Source organism: Microbacterium foliorum (assembly GCF_003367705.1).
Lineage (GTDB): Bacteria > Actinomycetota > Actinomycetes > Actinomycetales > Microbacteriaceae > Microbacterium > Microbacterium foliorum.
The window spans coordinates 1,810,419-1,826,624 of the sequence record NZ_CP031425.1 but is presented as its reverse complement, the minus strand read 5'-3'; the positions used below and the strand labels follow the sequence as shown (position 1 = coordinate 1,826,624).

The 16,206-nt window shown below is 69.1% G+C and carries 13 protein-coding genes; all 13 read left to right on the top strand.

All coding sequences use genetic code 11. The features are described from left to right. Nucleotides 1-29 precede the first annotated feature (29 nt). The 13 genes from efp to gmk all read left to right on the top strand — a co-directional run bounded on the left by efp (nt 30) and on the right by gmk (nt 16,153). Nucleotides 30-590 (top strand): elongation factor P, encoded by a 561-nt coding sequence (gene efp / locus DXT68_RS08465; protein WP_045255088.1) that lies wholly within the window; start codon nt 30-32, stop codon nt 588-590. A gap of 3 nt (nt 591-593) precedes the next feature. Continuing rightward, nucleotides 594-1,004: a transcription antitermination factor NusB gene (gene nusB / locus DXT68_RS08460; protein ID WP_045255089.1), complete on the top strand. Its 411-nt coding sequence runs from the start codon at nt 594-596 to the stop codon at nt 1,002-1,004. A 56-nt stretch (nt 1,005-1,060) separates the two neighbouring features. Continuing rightward, nucleotides 1,061-4,354, top strand: a complete 3,294-nt coding sequence (locus DXT68_RS08455) for a DEAD/DEAH box helicase (RefSeq protein WP_244268215.1) — start codon at nt 1,061-1,063, stop codon at nt 4,352-4,354. Nucleotides 4,355-4,429: 75 nt separating this feature from the next. Next, a complete protein-coding gene (locus DXT68_RS08450; RefSeq protein WP_045255090.1) occupies nt 4,430-6,007 on the top strand; it encodes a Rieske 2Fe-2S domain-containing protein in 1,578 nt (525 codons plus the stop codon). Continuing rightward, nucleotides 6,004-6,594 carry a hypothetical protein gene (locus tag DXT68_RS08445; protein WP_045255091.1) on the top strand — a complete coding sequence of 197 codons (591 nt, stop codon included), beginning with the start codon at nt 6,004-6,006 and terminating at the stop codon, nt 6,592-6,594. The genes DXT68_RS08450 and DXT68_RS08445 overlap by 4 nt, the downstream gene beginning before the upstream one ends. A gap of 69 nt (nt 6,595-6,663) precedes the next feature. Further along, complete coding sequence (gene pyrR / locus DXT68_RS08440; RefSeq protein WP_045255092.1) at nt 6,664-7,194, top strand: bifunctional pyr operon transcriptional regulator/uracil phosphoribosyltransferase PyrR; 531 nt, start codon at nt 6,664-6,666, stop codon at nt 7,192-7,194. Continuing rightward, entirely contained in the window at nt 7,191-8,156 is a 966-nt protein-coding gene (locus DXT68_RS08435; protein ID WP_045255093.1) for an aspartate carbamoyltransferase catalytic subunit, read from the top strand. The genes pyrR and DXT68_RS08435 overlap by 4 nt, the downstream gene beginning before the upstream one ends. Beyond that, on the top strand, nt 8,153-9,457 hold the full coding sequence (locus tag DXT68_RS08430) for a dihydroorotase (RefSeq protein WP_045255094.1): 1,305 nt from the start codon (nt 8,153-8,155) through the stop codon (nt 9,455-9,457). The genes DXT68_RS08435 and DXT68_RS08430 overlap by 4 nt, the downstream gene beginning before the upstream one ends. Beyond that, entirely contained in the window at nt 9,454-9,981 is a 528-nt protein-coding gene (locus tag DXT68_RS08425) for a PH-like domain-containing protein (protein WP_045255095.1), read from the top strand. The genes DXT68_RS08430 and DXT68_RS08425 overlap by 4 nt, the downstream gene beginning before the upstream one ends. Continuing rightward, nucleotides 9,978-11,123: a glutamine-hydrolyzing carbamoyl-phosphate synthase small subunit gene (gene carA, locus DXT68_RS08420; protein WP_045255096.1), complete on the top strand. Its 1,146-nt coding sequence runs from the start codon at nt 9,978-9,980 to the stop codon at nt 11,121-11,123. Before DXT68_RS08425 ends, carA begins: the two co-directional genes overlap by 4 nt. Further along, nucleotides 11,123-14,410 (top strand): carbamoyl-phosphate synthase large subunit, encoded by a 3,288-nt coding sequence (carB, locus tag DXT68_RS08415; protein WP_045255097.1) that lies wholly within the window; start codon nt 11,123-11,125, stop codon nt 14,408-14,410. Before carA ends, carB begins: the two co-directional genes overlap by 1 nt. After that, nucleotides 14,407-15,252 (top strand): orotidine-5'-phosphate decarboxylase, encoded by an 846-nt coding sequence (gene pyrF, locus DXT68_RS08410; RefSeq protein ID WP_045255098.1) that lies wholly within the window; start codon nt 14,407-14,409, stop codon nt 15,250-15,252. Before carB ends, pyrF begins: the two co-directional genes overlap by 4 nt. Then, on the top strand, nt 15,245-16,153 hold the full coding sequence (gene gmk / locus DXT68_RS08405) for a guanylate kinase (protein ID WP_045255099.1): 909 nt from the start codon (nt 15,245-15,247) through the stop codon (nt 16,151-16,153). Before pyrF ends, gmk begins: the two co-directional genes overlap by 8 nt. The last annotated feature ends 53 nt before the right edge of the window (nt 16,154-16,206 follow it).

Sequence of the window (16,206 nt, the reverse complement as noted above, 5' to 3'; positions counted from 1 at the left end):
CCAGACTCGAGAAACGGAAAGCCCAGCGCATGGCATCTACCGCAGACATCAAGAACGGCGTCGTCCTCAGCATCGATGGGCAGCTCTGGAGCGTCATCGAGTTCCAGCACGTCAAGCCGGGCAAGGGCGGGGCGTTCGTCCGCACCAAGCTGAAGAACGTCGTCTCGGGCAAGGTCGTCGACCGCACCTACAACGCCGGTGCCAAGATCGAGATCGAGAACGTCGATCGCCGCGACTTCACGTACCTGTACACCGATGGAGACGGCTACGTCTTCATGGACCAGAGCGACTTCGACCAGATCACGGTTCCGGCCGCCACGGTCGGCGACGCCAAGAACTTCCTCCTCGAGAACCAGCAGGTCACGATCGCGCTGAACAACGGCAACCCGCTGTACATCGATCTGCCGGCATCCGTGGTGCTCGAGATCACGTACACCGAGCCGGGCCTGCAGGGCGACCGCTCGTCGGCCGGCACCAAGCCCGCCACGCTCGAGACCGGATACGAGATCCAGGTCCCGCTGTTCGTCGAGGCCGGCACCAAGGTCAAGGTCGACACGCGCACCAGCGACTACCTCGGTCGCGAGAAGTAAGGCGTGAGCGCACGCACGAAGGCGCGCAAGCGCGCGCTCGACATCCTCTTCTCCGCCGATGTCCGCGGCGACGAGCTCTCGGTCACCCTGGCCGCCGAGGCCCGACGCGCGGCGAGCGAACCCGCTCGGGAGGCTTCCTGGCTCTACGCCCGCGAGATCGTCGATGGGATCATCGATCACGGTGACGAGATCGATGAGCAGATCACGACGCACAGCCGCGACTGGAAGCTGGAGCGGATGCCCGCCGTCGATCGCGCTCTGCTGCGCATCGGCGTCTGGGAGATCCTCTTCAACGACCAGGTGCCCACAGCGGTCGCGATCGACGAGGCCGTGGAACTGGCCAAGGAGTTCTCGACCGACGATTCCGGCGCGTTCGTGCACGGCGTGCTCGCCCGCGTCTTCCGCGCCGCCTGAGCACCGACGGCCACCCCGGCATCCCCGATGTCGGGGGTCGCGGGAAGGATGGGACAATGTCCGCGCCACACGTCGATCTGCGTGATCTCATGCACATCACGGACGTCGGCGGCTACCAGCGCGGGCTCGCGTACTTCCGGGCCGGCAACGTGCTCGACGTGGTCTGGCACGAGGATCTGCTCGAGCTCGAGGGGCACGTGCGCGGCAGCGATGACGCTCAGTACGTGACCGGGATCGCGTTCGGCTCGTCGAACGGCACCCGGCGGATGCGCACGACGAGGTGCACCTGCCCGGTGCGCACCGGATGCAAGCACGTCGTCGCGACCGTGCTCGCCTCGAACGTGCACGAGTACTCCCAGCAGTCCGCCGCGCTGCAGGTGCCGAACCCGGCACCGGCGACACCGTCGCGTGCGCCGGCTCCCGCCTCGTGGCGGAGTCTGCTGGGCGCCTCGGTCGAGCGGCTGCCGCAGCAGCTGGCGCTGGGGGTCGAGCTGCGCCACCGTGAGTCCCGCGCCGAGAACCACTGGGGGCCGCGGCCCGTGCGCGCGGCCGTGCCGCGGGACCTCGCTCGCCACGAGGGCGAACTGCTCCTGGCGATCCGACCGCTCATGCGCAGCGCGCAGACCGGGTCATGGATCCAGGGCGGCGCGGGGTGGGATGCCGTTCGTCGCGACGCCGCGCAGTTCGGGCGCGAGCAGAACCGCTGGTTCAGCGACCTGCTCAGCATCTCCCGTGACTCGCTCCTCTCCGGGAACGCAGGGGAGTGGCTGGTGCTCGACCAGGTCGAGTCCCCGCTGCTGTGGGGCCAGCTGCGCTCGGGCGCCGAGGTCGGCATCCCGCTGGTGGCGAGTCAGAAGAGCATCTCGGTGCGGATGGCGACATCCGCCGACGTGTCGGCGCGGATCACTCGCGGCGACGACGGGGCGCTGACCGTGGCCGCCGAGGTGCGGGTCGATGACGCCGAGGTCCCGGCGGCGGAGTCGCACCCGATCGGACGAACGGGTCTGTACACGGCTCGACTGGTCGGCGCTCGGATCGAGATCGTGCTCGCCGAGACCGCACTCAGTGAGCAGACCAGGGCACTGCTCGCGACGGCGGCGCCGATCGTCGTGCCCGCGGCCGACGAGCAGGCGTTCCTGAACGATGCGTATCCGCTTCTGGCGCGGCGCAGCGCGGTGCGCACCGCGGGCGACCTCTCCCTTCCCGAGGTGCCGGCGCCGGAGCCTGCGCTGACGCTCACCTACGAACGGGGCGATGTGGTCGACTACTCGTTCGAATGGTCGTACGGGCGCTTCGGCCGCGTGCCCTTCGCCTGGAACGGCGCGGGCGTGCGCGATGCCGAGGCCGAGTCCGGGATCCGCGCGGGCATCGAGAGCGTCTGGCAGGAGTTCCGCACCACCAGCTTCCGCCCCGCCGGATCGCTGCACGACATCGACGCCGCCGCCTTCGTCGCGGAGTGCGTGCCCGCTCTCGAGGCGATCGGCGTCTCGGTCACCTCGAAGGGGACGCGCAAGGAGTACCGCGAGCTGACGGGCGACCCGCAGGTGAAGGTCACGACCGTCGAGACGACCGATTCCGACTGGTTCGATCTCGGCATCCTCGTGACGATCGACGGCAGACGCATCCCCTTCGGCCCGCTGTTCACGGCGCTGAGCCGGGGGCGCAAGAAGCTGCTGCTCTCGGACGGCGGGTACTTCTCGCTCAGCCATCCTGCGCTCGATCGTCTCCGCGACCTGATCGAGGAGGCGGGCGAGCTCGACGAGTGGGAGACGGGTCCGCGCATCAGTCGCTATCAGATCGACCTCTGGGAGGAGTTCGAGGATCTCGCCGACGAGGCCGAGCCGGCGGTGAGCTGGCGCGCCACGGCCGACGGGCTCCGCCAGGCCACGGGCGTGCCCGAGACGGCCGTGCCGGCCGGTCTGGTCGCCGAGCTGCGCCCGTATCAGAAGTCCGGCTTCGACTGGCTCGCCTTCCTCTGGCGTCATCGGCTCGGCGGGATCCTCGCCGACGACATGGGGCTGGGCAAGACCCTCCAGCTGCTGACCTTCATCCAGCACACGCGCGAACAGGGCGAGACGCGGCCGTTCCTGGTGCTCGCCCCGACCTCGGTGCTGGGTACCTGGCGCTCGGAGGCCGCCCGCTTCACTCCGGGGCTGCGCGTCGTCGTCGTCGACAGCACCAGCGGCAAGCGCGCGGGGGTGCTTCGGGCCGCGGCGGCATCCGCCGACCTGGTGGTGAGCTCGTACACGGTCGCTCGGCTCGACGAGGAGGAGTTCCGCTCGATCGGATGGGCCGCGCTCATCCTCGACGAGGCCCAGTTCGTCAAGAATCCGAAGACCAGGCTGCACCGCGCGATCTCGTCGTTCTCGGCCGAGGTGACGTACGCCGTCACCGGCACGCCGATGGAGAACAGCCTCTCGGAGCTCTGGTCGCTGCTCAAGCTCGCCGCGCCCGGCCTGTTCCCGTCGGCGCGCAAGTTCAAGGACCGCTACATCCAGCCGATCGAGAAGGGCAAGGTGCCCGAGAACGCCGAGGGCGGGGAGTACCGCGCCCGCCGCCTCGCCCAGCTGCGCAGACGTGTGCGACCGCTCATGCTGCGCCGCACGAAGGAGCTGGTGGCGCCCGACCTCCCCGCCAAGCAGGAGCAGCTGCTCGAGGTCGAGTTGAGTCCCGATCACCGCGCCCTCTACGACGTCGTGCTGCAGAGGGAACGGCAGAAGGTGCTCGGTCTGCTCGACGACCTCGACCGCCACCGCTTCATCGTCTTCCGCTCCCTCACGCTGCTGCGGATGCTGAGTCTCGCGCCGGCGCTGATCGACGAGGCTCATGCCGAGATCGGCTCGAGCAAGCTCGACACGCTGCTCGAGCGGGTGCGCGAGCTGCAGGCCGAGGGGCACCGGGCGCTGGTGTTCAGCCAGTTCACCTCCTTCCTCGATCTCGCCGCCGCGAGACTCGAGGAGGCGGGCATCCCCTATGCCCACCTCGACGGATCGACCAGGCACCGTGAGCGGGTGATCGACGGATTCAAGGCGGGTCAGCAGCCGGTGTTCCTCATCAGCCTCAAGGCCGGCGGGTTCGGGCTGACCCTGACGGAGGCCGACTACGTCTTCCTGCTCGACCCCTGGTGGAACCCCGCGGCGGAGGAGCAGGCCATCGACCGCACGCACCGGATCGGACAGACGAGCCAGGTGTTCGTCTACCGGATGATCGCGACGGGCACGATCGAGGAGAAGGTGCTCGAACTGCAGCGCCGCAAGGCCCGACTGTTCACCGCGGTGATGGACGACGACGAGCTGTTCGCCCAGTCGCTCACGTCGGACGACATCAAGGGCCTGTTCGACGACAACTGATTTCTCCCGGCCGGGTCACCGCACCCGCCCAGGAGCCCGCCGGTAGAATCGAACGTCGGACTTCAGGAGGAATGCATGCGGATCACGGGACTCGGCCACGCCGGGATGTTCATCGAGACGGTCGGCGGGAACATCATCTGCGACCCGGTCCTCGGCCCCTCGTTCTTCGGCTCCTGGTTCCCCTTCCCCGACAATCGGGGGCTCGACTGGGAGCGGTTCGGCCGCGAGGCGGACTTCCTCTACATCTCGCATCGACACCGCGACCACTTCGATCCTGCGCTGCTCGAGCGCTACATCCGCAAGGACATCGAGGTGCTGCTGCCGGAGTACCCGATCGACGATCTCGAACAGGACATCAGGGCGCTCGGCTACACGAACATCACGCATGCCCCGGCCGGGCAGATCATCGAGCGGGGCGACCTGAAGATCATGATCACCCCGCTGCGAGCCCCGAGCGACGGCCCGATCGGCGACTCGTCGCTCAGCGTCGACGACGGCACGGGCTCGGTGATCAACCAGAACGACTCGCACCCGCTCGACCTGGACACCCTTCTGCACTTCGGAAAGCCCGACGCCTACTTCACCCAGGTCTCGGGCGCCATCTGGTGGCCGATGGTCTACGACCTGCCGCTCGATGCGAAGCAGAACTTCGCGAAGCTCAAGCGCGATGCGCAGAACAAGCGCGCGATGTACTACATCGACAAGGTCGATGCCCCGCACGTGTTCCCGATGGCGGGACCGCCCATGTTCCTTCGCGACGACCTCTTCGACTTCAACGGCCTCGGACGCAACGGAGAGTCGATCTTCACCGACCAGAAGCAGTTCCTCGCGCACATGAAGGAGCTGTCGCCGCAGTACGACGGGCACCTGTTCGTGCCGGGCACGGTGGTCACCGTCGCCGGGGGAGAGGTCGCGACCGAGCAGACGCTGTACACCGACCAGGAGCTCTCGCACATCTTCGACGAGAAGTGGGACTACCTCGAGGAGCAGCGGGCGACCCGTCAGCAGGAGATCCGCGACGAAGAGTCCTCGCGCGCCGAGATCATCCCGCCGGCCGAGATGCTCGAGACGCTCAAGGGCTGGTGGGAGCCTCTGCTGAAGAAGTCGCGCACGATCCGTCTCGGCGTCGGCGGTGTCGTGCGCTTCCGCATCGGCGACCTCGACATGGTCGTCGACTTCCCGCGGGCCAAGGTGCGCGAGTACGCGGGCGAGGAGTGCATCTACTGGTACACGATCCCCGCCGACCTCGTGTCGACGAACATCCGCGATCACGAGATCGACTGGTCGAACTCGATCTTCCTGTCGATGCAGTTCCAGGTCGGACGCAGCGGCAAGTTCAACGAATTCCTCACGACCTTCCTCAAGTGCCTCTCGGTCGACCGCATCGAGTACGTCGAGAACTGGTACCAGGAGCAGACCGACCAGACCGAGGACGCCGAGATCGGCGACTGGGTCGTGCAGCGCCGTTGTCCGCATCTGCGCGCCGACCTGACGAAGACCGGCAAGGTCGACGACGACGGGATCCTCACCTGCAGCATGCACGACTGGAAGTGGGATCTGAAGACCGGTCGCTGCCTGTCGACGAGCGGGCACCCCATCCGCTCGACGAAGATCGACGAGGTCACCGACGCCGTGCTCAGCGAGGCCGGGTGACGGTGGCGCGCACCGCACACCGTGACGGCTCCGGGCGTCGCGCGCGTACGTCGCGGCTGGGTCGGCGGGGCACGCTGCGCGGAGCGCGCTGGATCGTCCGCTCGGACGCCTCCCGACTCGTCTCCATAGCGACCGAGTTCCTGGAGGCCGAGGGGTTCGAGCGTCGTGCCGACGGATTCGCGGACACGCTCGACTCGCAGGGGTCGGAGTGGAGCGCGGCGGCTCTGGAGATCGGTGACGAGGAGGGCTCGCGCCGCGGCATCTGGAGGAGCCTGTTCCTCGACGACCTGCCGATCCCGCTGCCGCGGGCGCTGCACCACGTCATCCCCCCGACGCTGGTGATCGTCGCCTCGCGTCACGTCGCGAAAGGGGTGGCCGAGCTCCTGGTCTTCCCGCACGCCTCGCGCCGCGGTGACTCGGACTACTCCTGGGCTGCGGGCCCTCGCATCGCGAGAGCACTCGAGGGGATCACCGCCGCGGCGGGGGCGGAGGGCGCCATGCTCTCCCATGAGTCCCTTCGATCGCTTCCCGACGACGGGTCGCCGGCGTCGCAGGCGGTCGTCCGCGACGTGCTGGGGTGGCGCTGAGGTCACGCTAGACTGGGGGCATCAAGCAACCTTTAACACCGTCCTGTGAGGCGGAGAAGGGAGCGGCTGATGAGTGCACGCACCGTCTTGCACGAAGCCGATATCTCGCGGGCTCTGACCCGTATCGCGCACGAGATCCTCGAATCCAACCGAGGGGCTGAGAACCTCGTCCTGCTGGGAATTCCGACCCGCGGCGTCACACTCGCCCACCGCCTCGCCGCCGCCATCGGCGAGATCGCGCAGACGACCGTGCCGGTCGGCGCGCTGGATGTGACGCTGTTCCGCGACGATCTCGCATCGCAGCCGACCAGATCGCCCCGTCCGACCGCGATCCCCGCCGGGGGCATCGACGGCAGGACCGTCGTGCTCGTGGACGACGTGCTGTTCTCCGGCCGCAGCATCCGCGCGGCCCTCGATGCGCTGCAGTCGATCGGACGCCCCGCCGCGGTGCGTCTCGCGATCCTCGTCGACCGAGGACACCGCGAGCTGCCGATCCGTCCGGATTTCGTCGGCAAGAACATCCCCTCGTCCCGGCAGGAGCGTGTCAACGTGCGCCTGGCCGAGGACGACGGGACCGAGGAGGTGACGATCGAGGCATGAGACACCTCCTCGACACCCGCACCCTCGACCGCGCGACCGCACTGCGCATCCTCGATGTCGCCGAGGACATGTCGGACACGCAGTCGCGCGAGGTCAAGAAGCTCCCGACGCTGCGCGGCAAGACCGTGGTGAACCTCTTCTTCGAGGACTCCACCCGCACGCGCATCTCGTTCGAGGCCGCCGCCAAGCGCCTCTCGGCCGATGTGATCAACTTCGCGGCCAAGGGCTCGAGCGTCTCCAAGGGCGAGAGCCTGAAGGACACCGCCCAGACCCTGCAGGCGATGGGCGCCGATGCCGTCGTGATCCGCCACCCCGCGTCCGGGGCTCCGCAGACCCTCGCCACCAGCGGTTGGATCTCGGCCGGGGTCGTCAACGCCGGAGACGGCACGCACGAGCATCCGACCCAGGCTCTGCTGGATGCCTTCACGATCCGCAAGCGCCGCTTCGGCGCGCAGAGCCGGGGGCGCGACCTCAGCGGTGTCCGGGTCGTGATCGTCGGCGACGTGCTGCACTCCCGTGTCGCCCGCTCGAACGTGTGGCTGCTCGCCACCCTCGGCGCGCAGGTCACGCTGGTGTCACCTCCCACGCTCGTGCCGCAGAACGTGTCGCTGTGGCCCGCGAAGGTCGTCTACGACCTCGACGAGGCCCTCGCCGAGTCGCCGGATGCGGTCATGATGCTGCGCATCCAGCTGGAGCGGATGAACGCCGCGTATTTCCCGACTGAGCGGGAGTATTCCCGGCGGTGGGGTCTCGACGCACGGCGAGTGGCCGGTCTGCCGGACGGTAGCATTGTGATGCACCCCGGACCCATGAACCGCGGGTTGGAGATCTCCTCGGAAGCCGCCGATTCGCCACGGTCCACCGTGCTCGAACAGGTGACGAACGGGGTGTCCGTCCGGATGGCGGTGCTGTACCTGCTTCTGGCAGGAGAACGAGACGACGAACGAGGGGGAGACCAGTGAACGAGACCCTCGTCATCACCGGCGCACGGCTTCTCGGCGCGGAGAGCGCCGACATCATCGTCGAGAACGGCGTGATCGCCGAGATCGGCACCTCGCTCTCGCGCTCCGGCGCTCGAGTCGTCGACGCTGCGGGGCTCATCGCGCTCCCCGGGCTGGTCGACCTGCACACGCATCTGCGCGAACCCGGATACGAGGCGTCCGAGACGATCCTCACCGGAACCCGCGCCGCCGCCTCCGGCGGCTTCACCGCGGTGTTCGCGATGCCGAACACCTCGCCGGTGGCCGACACGGCGGGCGTCGTCGAGCAGGAACTCGCCCTCGGCGAGGCCGCAGGCTATGCCACAGTCCAGCCGATCGGCGCCGTCACCGTGGGCCAGAAGGGCGAACGGCTCGCCGAGCTGGGCGCCATGGCCACCTCCCGCGCCCGAGTGCGGGTGTTCAGCGACGACGGGTTCTGCGTGTTCGACCCGCTCATCATGCGTCGCGCGCTGGAGTACGTGAAGTCGTTCGGCGGAGTCATCGCGCAGCACGCGCAGGATCCGCGTCTCACCGAGGGCGCCCAGATGAACGAGGGCACCGTATCGGCCGAACTGGGGCTCGCCGGCTGGCCGGCCGTCGCCGAGGAGTCGATCATCGCCCGCGACGTGCTGCTGGCGGAGCATGTCGGCTCGCGTCTGCACGTCTGCCATCTGTCGACCGCCGGATCCGTGGACATCATCCGCTGGGCCAAGAAGCGCGGCATCGACGTCACCGCCGAGGTCACCCCCCACCACCTGCTGCTGACCGACGAGCTGGTGCGCGGCTACGACGCGCGCTATAAGGTCAACCCGCCGCTGCGCCGCGAGGAGGATGTGCTCGCCGTGCGCGAGGGCCTCGCCGACGGCACGATCGACATCGTCGCGACGGACCACGCACCGCACCCCAGCGAGAGCAAGGCGTGCGAGTGGCAGGCGGCGGCGAACGGCATGGTGGGCCTCGAGAGCGCCCTGCGGGTCGTGCACCGGTCGATGGTCGAGACCGGGCTGATCGGCTGGGAGGACGTCGCGCGCGTGATGAGCGCGACCCCCGCCCGCATCGGCCGCCTCTCGGGCCACGGAACCCCCCTCGAGGTCGGCGCCCCGGCGCACATCGCTCTGTATGACGCATCCGTCGCCGGGGTCTTCACCGAGTCCGACCTCCACGGGCGCAGCGTGAACTCGCCGTACCTCGGTCGCGACCTGCCCGGTCGCGTCGAGTACACCGTGCACGGCGGACTGCTGACGGTCGACGGCGGGGCCGTGGTCGAGGAGCTGCGCGCATGATCCCCAGGGATCTCGCCATCGCGATCATGATCGGGCTGGCCGTCTTCGTCCTCGCCGCGATGTTCTTCGCGTGGCGACGACGACTCCGACGAGATTCGGGTCTCGCGGCGCCGCTCGGGGTTCCCGAGCACGCGGAGGTCCTCGACCGGCGCGAGGTGCTCTACGTCTCGACGACCCGGCACGAGCAGCCGCTGGAGAGACTGGCCGTCCGCCCGCTGACCTACCGGGCGCGGGGTGAGGCCGCGATCACCGACCGCGGCCTGGCCCTCTGCCTCGACGGAGCGCCGACGGTCTTCCTCGGTGCCTCGCGCCTCATCGGCGTCGACCGTGCGACCGTCACGATCGATCGCGTGGTCGAGCCCGGCGGCCTGGTGCGCGTCTCGTGGAACGCCGACGACGGCACACCCGTCGATTCCTACCTCCGTCTCACCGACGGGGATCCCCAGAACTTCATCGCAGAACTGCAGCGACTCGTCCCCGCCACGGACGACACCGCCGCCGACGACACAGGAGCAACGTCATGACAGCCCTCCCCGAACCCGCCGTCCTCGTCCTCGAAGACGGGACCCGCCACGTCGGACGCGCGTACGGCGCGCTCGGAACCACGCTCGGCGAGGTCGTCTTCGCCACCGGCATGTCCGGTTACCAGGAGACGCTCACCGACCCCTCGTACGCAGGCCAGATCGTGCTGCAGACGGCGCCTCACATCGGCAACACCGGCATGAACGACGAGGACACCGAGTCCCGGCGCATCTGGGTGGCCGGATACATCGTGCGCGATCCCTCACGGGTGGTGTCGAACTGGCGCGCGAACGCGTCGCTCGACGAGGTGCTCGTGCAGGACGCGATCGTCGGCATCAGCGGCATCGACACCAGGTCGGTCACCCGCCACATCCGCGCCGCGGGTTCGATGCGCGGCGGCATCTTCTCGGGAGACGCGGCGAAGACCGACGCCGAGGAGCAGCTGCGCATCGTGCGCGAAGCACCGCAGATGGCCGGCCGCAATCTCTCGGCGCAGGTCTCGGTCGAGGTCGCGGAGGTGACGCCGGCGGTGGGCGAGAAGGTCGGCAACCTCGCCGTGCTCGACCTCGGCGTCAAGCAGGCGACGATCGACAACCTCGCCGCCCGCGGTTTCGAGGTGCACGTGCTTCCTCAGGACGTCACGATCGACGGCATCCGCGCGATCGACCCCGTCGCGGTGTTCTACTCCAACGGCCCCGGAGATCCCGCGGCCTCGGGCGACCACGTCGAACTGCTGCGTGCGGTGCTCGATGACGGGCTGCCGTTCTTCGGCATCTGCTTCGGCAACCAGCTGCTCGGTCGTGCGCTCGGGCTCGGCACGTACAAGCTGCCGTTCGGGCACCGCGGCATCAACCAGCCCGTGCTCGACAAGTCGACAGGGCGGGTCGAGATCACCGCGCACAACCACGGCTTCGCCGTCGAGGCTCCGTTGGAGGGCTCCTTCGACAGCCCGAACGGCTACGGCAAGGTCGAGGTCAGCCATGTCGGTCTGAACGACCGCGTCGTCGAGGGTCTCCGCGCGCTCGACATCCCCGCGTTCTCCGTGCAGTACCACCCGGAGGCGGCCGCAGGCCCCCACGACGCCAACTACCTCTTCGACCGATTCCGCGACATGGTCGTCGACACCCAGAAGGACGCCAAGTAATGCCCAAGCGCGACGACATCAACTCCGTTCTCGTCATCGGCTCCGGCCCGATCGTCATCGGTCAGGCCTGCGAGTTCGACTACTCCGGCACCCAGGCGTGCCGCGTCCTCCGCGAGGAGGGCGTCAGGGTCATCCTGGTCAACTCCAACCCCGCCACGATCATGACCGATCCGGACTTCGCCGACGCGACCTACATCGAGCCGATCACCTGGCAGGTCATCGAGACCATCATCGCCAAGGAGCGTCCCGACGCGATCCTGCCGACCCTCGGCGGCCAGACCGCCCTGAACGCCGCGATCGAGCTGCACAACCACGGCATCCTCGAGAAGTACGACGTCGAGCTGATCGGTGCGAGCTTCGAGGCGATCAACAAGGGCGAGGACCGCCAGGTCTTCAAGCAGCTGGTGCTGGATGCCGGCGCCGACGTGGCGCGCAGCATCATCGCGCACACGATGGACGACCTGCTCGAGGGCGCCGCCGAGCTGGGTTACCCGCTCGTCGTCCGCCCCTCGTTCACCATGGGCGGTCTCGGCTCCGGCTTCGCCTACGACGAGCAGGACCTCCGTCGCATCGGCGGAGCGGGTCTGCGGGATTCCCCGACCACCGAGGTGCTCCTGGAGGAGTCCATCCTCGGCTGGAAGGAGTACGAGCTCGAGCTCATGCGCGACACCGCCGACAACACGGTCGTCGTCTGCTCGATCGAGAACGTGGATCCCGTGGGCGTGCACACCGGAGACTCGATCACGGTGGCACCGGCGCTCACCCTCACCGACCGCGAGTACCAGAACATGCGCGACATCGGCATCGACATCATCCGCGCGGTGGGCGTGGACACGGGAGGCTGCAACATCCAGTTCGCGGTCGATCCCAGCAACGGGCGCATCATCGTCATCGAGATGAACCCGCGCGTCTCGCGCTCCAGTGCGCTGGCCTCGAAGGCGACCGGATTCCCGATCGCGAAGCTCGCGGCGAAGCTCGCCCTCGGCTACCGGCTCGACGAGATCCCCAACGACATCACGGGTGTGACCCCGGCGAGCTTCGAGCCGACGCTCGACTACGTCGTGGTCAAGGTGCCGCGGTTCGCGTTCGAGAAGTTCCCCGCCGCCGACGCCACGCTCACCACGACCATGAAGTCGGTCGGAGAGGCCATGGCGATCGGACGCAACTACGCGACCGCGCTGCAGAAGGCGCTCCGGTCGCTCGAGAAGCGCGGCTCCAGCTTCCACTGGGGCATCGAGGAGCGCTCGGTCGACGAGCTGCTCGAGATCTCGAAGGTGCCGACCGACGGACGCATCGTCACCCTGCAGCAGGCGCTGCGCAAGGGCGCGACCGTCGAGCAGGCCTTCGAGGCCACGGCGATCGACCCGTGGTTCATCGACCAGATCGTGCTCATCAACGAGGTCGCGGAGATCGTCAGCACGGCCCCGGAGCTCGACGCCGCCACGCTGCGGTACGCCAAGGAGCACGGCTTCTCCGACGCGCAGATCGCGCAGCTGCGCGGCGACGACGAGGCCGAGATCCGCGGCGTGCGTCACGGCTTCGGCATCCGGCCCGTGTACAAGACGGTCGACACCTGCGCAGGCGAGTTTCCGGCTCTCACCCCGTATCACTACTCGAGCTACGACTTCGAGACCGAGGTGGCGCCGTCGGAGCGCACGAAGGTGGTGATCATCGGGTCGGGCCCCAACCGCATCGGTCAGGGCGTCGAGTTCGACTACTCCTGCGTGCACGCGTCGTTCGCTCTGTCGGATGCCGGGTTCGAGACCGTCATGGTCAACTGCAACCCCGAGACCGTCTCGACCGACTACGACACGTCCGACCGTCTCTACTTCGAGCCGCTCACGCTCGAGGACGTGCTCGAGGTGCTGGACGCGGAAGCCGCCAGCGGCACGATCCTCGGCGTCGTCTGCCAGCTCGGCGGTCAGACCCCGCTCGGGCTCGCGAAGGGCATCGAGGCCGCCGGGTACACGGTGCTCGGCACCAGCCCCGCGGCGATCGACATCGCGGAGGAGCGGGAGCTCTTCTCGCAGCTGCTCGATTCGGCGGGCCTCATCGCTCCGCGTCACGGCACCGCCGTCGACGCCGACGGTGCGGTCGCGGTCGCCGAGGAGATCGGCTACCCCGTGCTCGTGCGCCCGAGCTTCGTGCTCGGAGGTCGCGGCATGGAGATCGTCTACGACACCGCGTCGCTGCGCGACTACTTCGTGCGCACCGCCGACGAGGTCGTCATCGAGGAGGGCAAGCCGCTCCTGGTCGACCGCTTCCTCGATGACGCGATCGAGCTCGACGTCGATGCTCTCTACGACGGCACCGATCTGTTCATCGGCGGAGTCATGGAGCACCTCGAAGAGGCGGGCATCCACTCCGGCGACTCCAGCTGCACGCTGCCCCCGGTATCGCTCGGTCGCACCGATGTCGACCGCGTGCGCGAGGCCACGCTGGCGATCGCCGAGGGCGTCGGAGTGCGCGGCCTGCTGAACGTGCAGTTCGCGATCAGCGCCGGGGTGCTCTACGTCATCGAGGCCAATCCGCGCGCGAGCCGCACGGTGCCGTTCGTCTCCAAGGCGCTCGGCATCCCGATGGCCAAGGCCGCGAGCCGTGTGATGGCCGGATCGACCATCGCGGAGCTGCGCGCCGAGGGCATGCTGCCCGAGCAGGACGGTTCGCGGGTGCCGCTCGACGCACCGGTCTCGGTCAAGGAGGCCGTGCTGCCGTTCAAGCGGTTCCGCACCGCCGACGGCAAGACGGTCGACTCGATCCTCGGACCGGAGATGCGCTCGACGGGCGAGGTCATGGGCATCGACCGCGACTTCCCGACCGCGTTCGCCAAGAGCCAGGCCGCCGCGTACGGCGGGATGCCGACCTCCGGAACCGTGTTCATCTCGGTCGCCGACTCCGACAAGCGCGCGGTGATCCTGCCGGCGCACCGCCTGCAGCAGCTCGGGTTCACGATCGTGGCCACCGAGGGCACCGCCGAGATCCTCTCGCGCAACGGCATCGCCGTGACCGTGGTCGAGAAGTACAGCGAGACCCAGGAGTCGGGCGCGACCAACGTCGTCGACCTGATCAACGACGGCTCGATCGACATCGTCGTGAACACGCCCTCGGGCGGCGCGGCACGGGCCGACGGGTACGAGATCAGGGCCGCGGCGGTCGCGGCGGACAAGGCGCTGTTCACCACGATGGCCGTTCTCGGTGCCGCCGTGAGCGGCATGGACGCAGCGCACGAGGGCTTCCAGGTGAAGAGCCTGCAGGAGTACGCCCTCGACCGGAAGGCCGCGGTGTGAGCACCCGCTTCGGCGAACGCATCCGCACGACCCTCGCCGCGCGAGGACCGCTGTGCGTGGGCATCGACCCGCATGCAGCGCTCCTCGCGGCGTGGGGCCTCGCCGACGACGCCTCCGGCACGCGGGAGTTCGGGCTGAGGACCGTCGAGGCGGCGGCCGGCCGCGTCGGTGTCGTCAAGCCGCAGGTGTCGTTCTTCGAGCGCTTCGGCTCGGCGGGCTTCGCCGCGCTCGAGGAGGTGCTGGCCGCCGCACGTGCGGCGGGGCTGGTCGTGATCGCGGACGCGAAGCGCGGCGACATCGGCACCACCATGGACGCGTACGCCCAGGCCTGGCTGACGCCGGGCTCACCTCTCGAAGCGGACGCCCTCACGGTCAATCCGTTCCTCGGGGTCGGTGCCCTCGACGGCGCCTTCTCGCTCGCACAGGAGCACGGGAAGGGCCTGTTCGTGCTCGCCGCGACGAGCAATCCCGAAGCGGAGACGCTGCAGCGCTCGGTCTCGGAGACGGGTCGTGCGGTGTCCGCCGACATCGTCTCGGTCGTCTCCGCCCGCAACGCCGAGCACGCCGGCGCGGGGGAGTGGGGCAGCTTCGGCTTCGTGATCGGAGCCACGGTGGACTGGACGGATGCCGGCATCGCGGCGTTCGCCCCGTTCGCGCCGATCCTCGCTCCGGGCTTCGGCACGCAGGGGGCGACGCCGTCCGATCTGCATCGCCGTTTCGGGAGCATGAGCGGCGCGGTCCTCGCGAGTGAGAGTCGCAGCATCCTCTCGGCCGGGCCGTCGGGCCTCGCCGCAGCCATCGACGCGCGCGTCGCAGAATACAGGGAGGTCGGCCGTGGCTGAGTCTCGTCCGGTTCCCGAGGTCGACCGTGCGGCCGCCGCGCGCAAAGCGGTCGAGCGACGACGCGCCCGTGCATCGCTCAAACGCGACCTGACCACGCGGGTCGTCACGCCGCAGACCGTGCTGCGGCGTGCGACGGCGGATCCGGATTCCGTCGAGGGGTCCCTGCGGATCACCGACTTCCTGCTCGCCCTCCCGGCGATCGGCGCGGGTAAGCGCGATCGCATCCTCGACGAGCTGCACATCTCGTCGGTCAAGCGCCTCGGCGGCCTCGGCGTGCGTCAGCGCGCCGCGCTGACCGCATGGCTGGACACGCGCTTCCCCGTCACCGAGCCCCGGGGCGCGCGCAGTCGGCTGCTCGTGCTCGCCGGCCCCACCGCAGTCGGCAAGGGCACGGTCGCGGCCCACATCCGCGAGCACAACCCCGAGATCCACCTCTCCGTCTCGGCGACGACCAGGGCGCCGCGCCCGGGGGAGATCGACGGCGTGCACTACTACTTCGTGGACGACGCCGAGTTCGATCGGCTGATCGAGCAGGACGAGCTGCTCGAGTACGCCGTGGTGCACAACCGGTCGCGCTACGGCACGCCGCGTGCGCCGATCGACGCCGCTCTGGCCGAGGGCAGGACGGTGCTGCTCGAGATCGACCTGCAGGGCGCGCGCCAGGTCCGCCGTGCCGAACCGGCGGCGACGCTCATCTTCCTGCTGCCGCCGACCTGGGACGAACTCGTGCAGCGACTGGTCGGTCGCGGCACCGAGGGGGCCGAGGAACGGGCGCGTCGACTGCGCACGGCGAAGGTCGAATTGGCCGCGCAGAACGAGTTCGACCACCTCATCGTGAACGAGGACGTCGCCGCTGCCGCCGCCGAGGTCGTAGAATTGTCTCTGAGCTCTGCGCGCTGACACGATTTCGGGGATCCTGCCACATCCGGTCCCTGAGCCCGTCGAAGGATCGC

Coding starts and splice junctions, on each gene's coding strand:
- DXT68_RS08425 (WP_045255095.1), top strand. CDS start 9,454: ATGATCCCCAGGGATCTCGCCATCGCGATCATGATCGGGCTGGCCGTC.
- carB (WP_045255097.1), top strand. CDS start 11,123: ATGCCCAAGCGCGACGACATCAACTCCGTTCTCGTCATCGGCTCCGGC.
- carA (WP_045255096.1), top strand. CDS start 9,978: ATGACAGCCCTCCCCGAACCCGCCGTCCTCGTCCTCGAAGACGGGACC.
- pyrR (WP_045255092.1), top strand. CDS start 6,664: ATGAGTGCACGCACCGTCTTGCACGAAGCCGATATCTCGCGGGCTCTG.
- DXT68_RS08435 (WP_045255093.1), top strand. CDS start 7,191: ATGAGACACCTCCTCGACACCCGCACCCTCGACCGCGCGACCGCACTG.
- DXT68_RS08455 (WP_244268215.1), top strand. CDS start 1,061: ATGTCCGCGCCACACGTCGATCTGCGTGATCTCATGCACATCACGGAC.
- DXT68_RS08450 (WP_045255090.1), top strand. CDS start 4,430: ATGCGGATCACGGGACTCGGCCACGCCGGGATGTTCATCGAGACGGTC.
- efp (WP_045255088.1), top strand. CDS start 30: ATGGCATCTACCGCAGACATCAAGAACGGCGTCGTCCTCAGCATCGAT.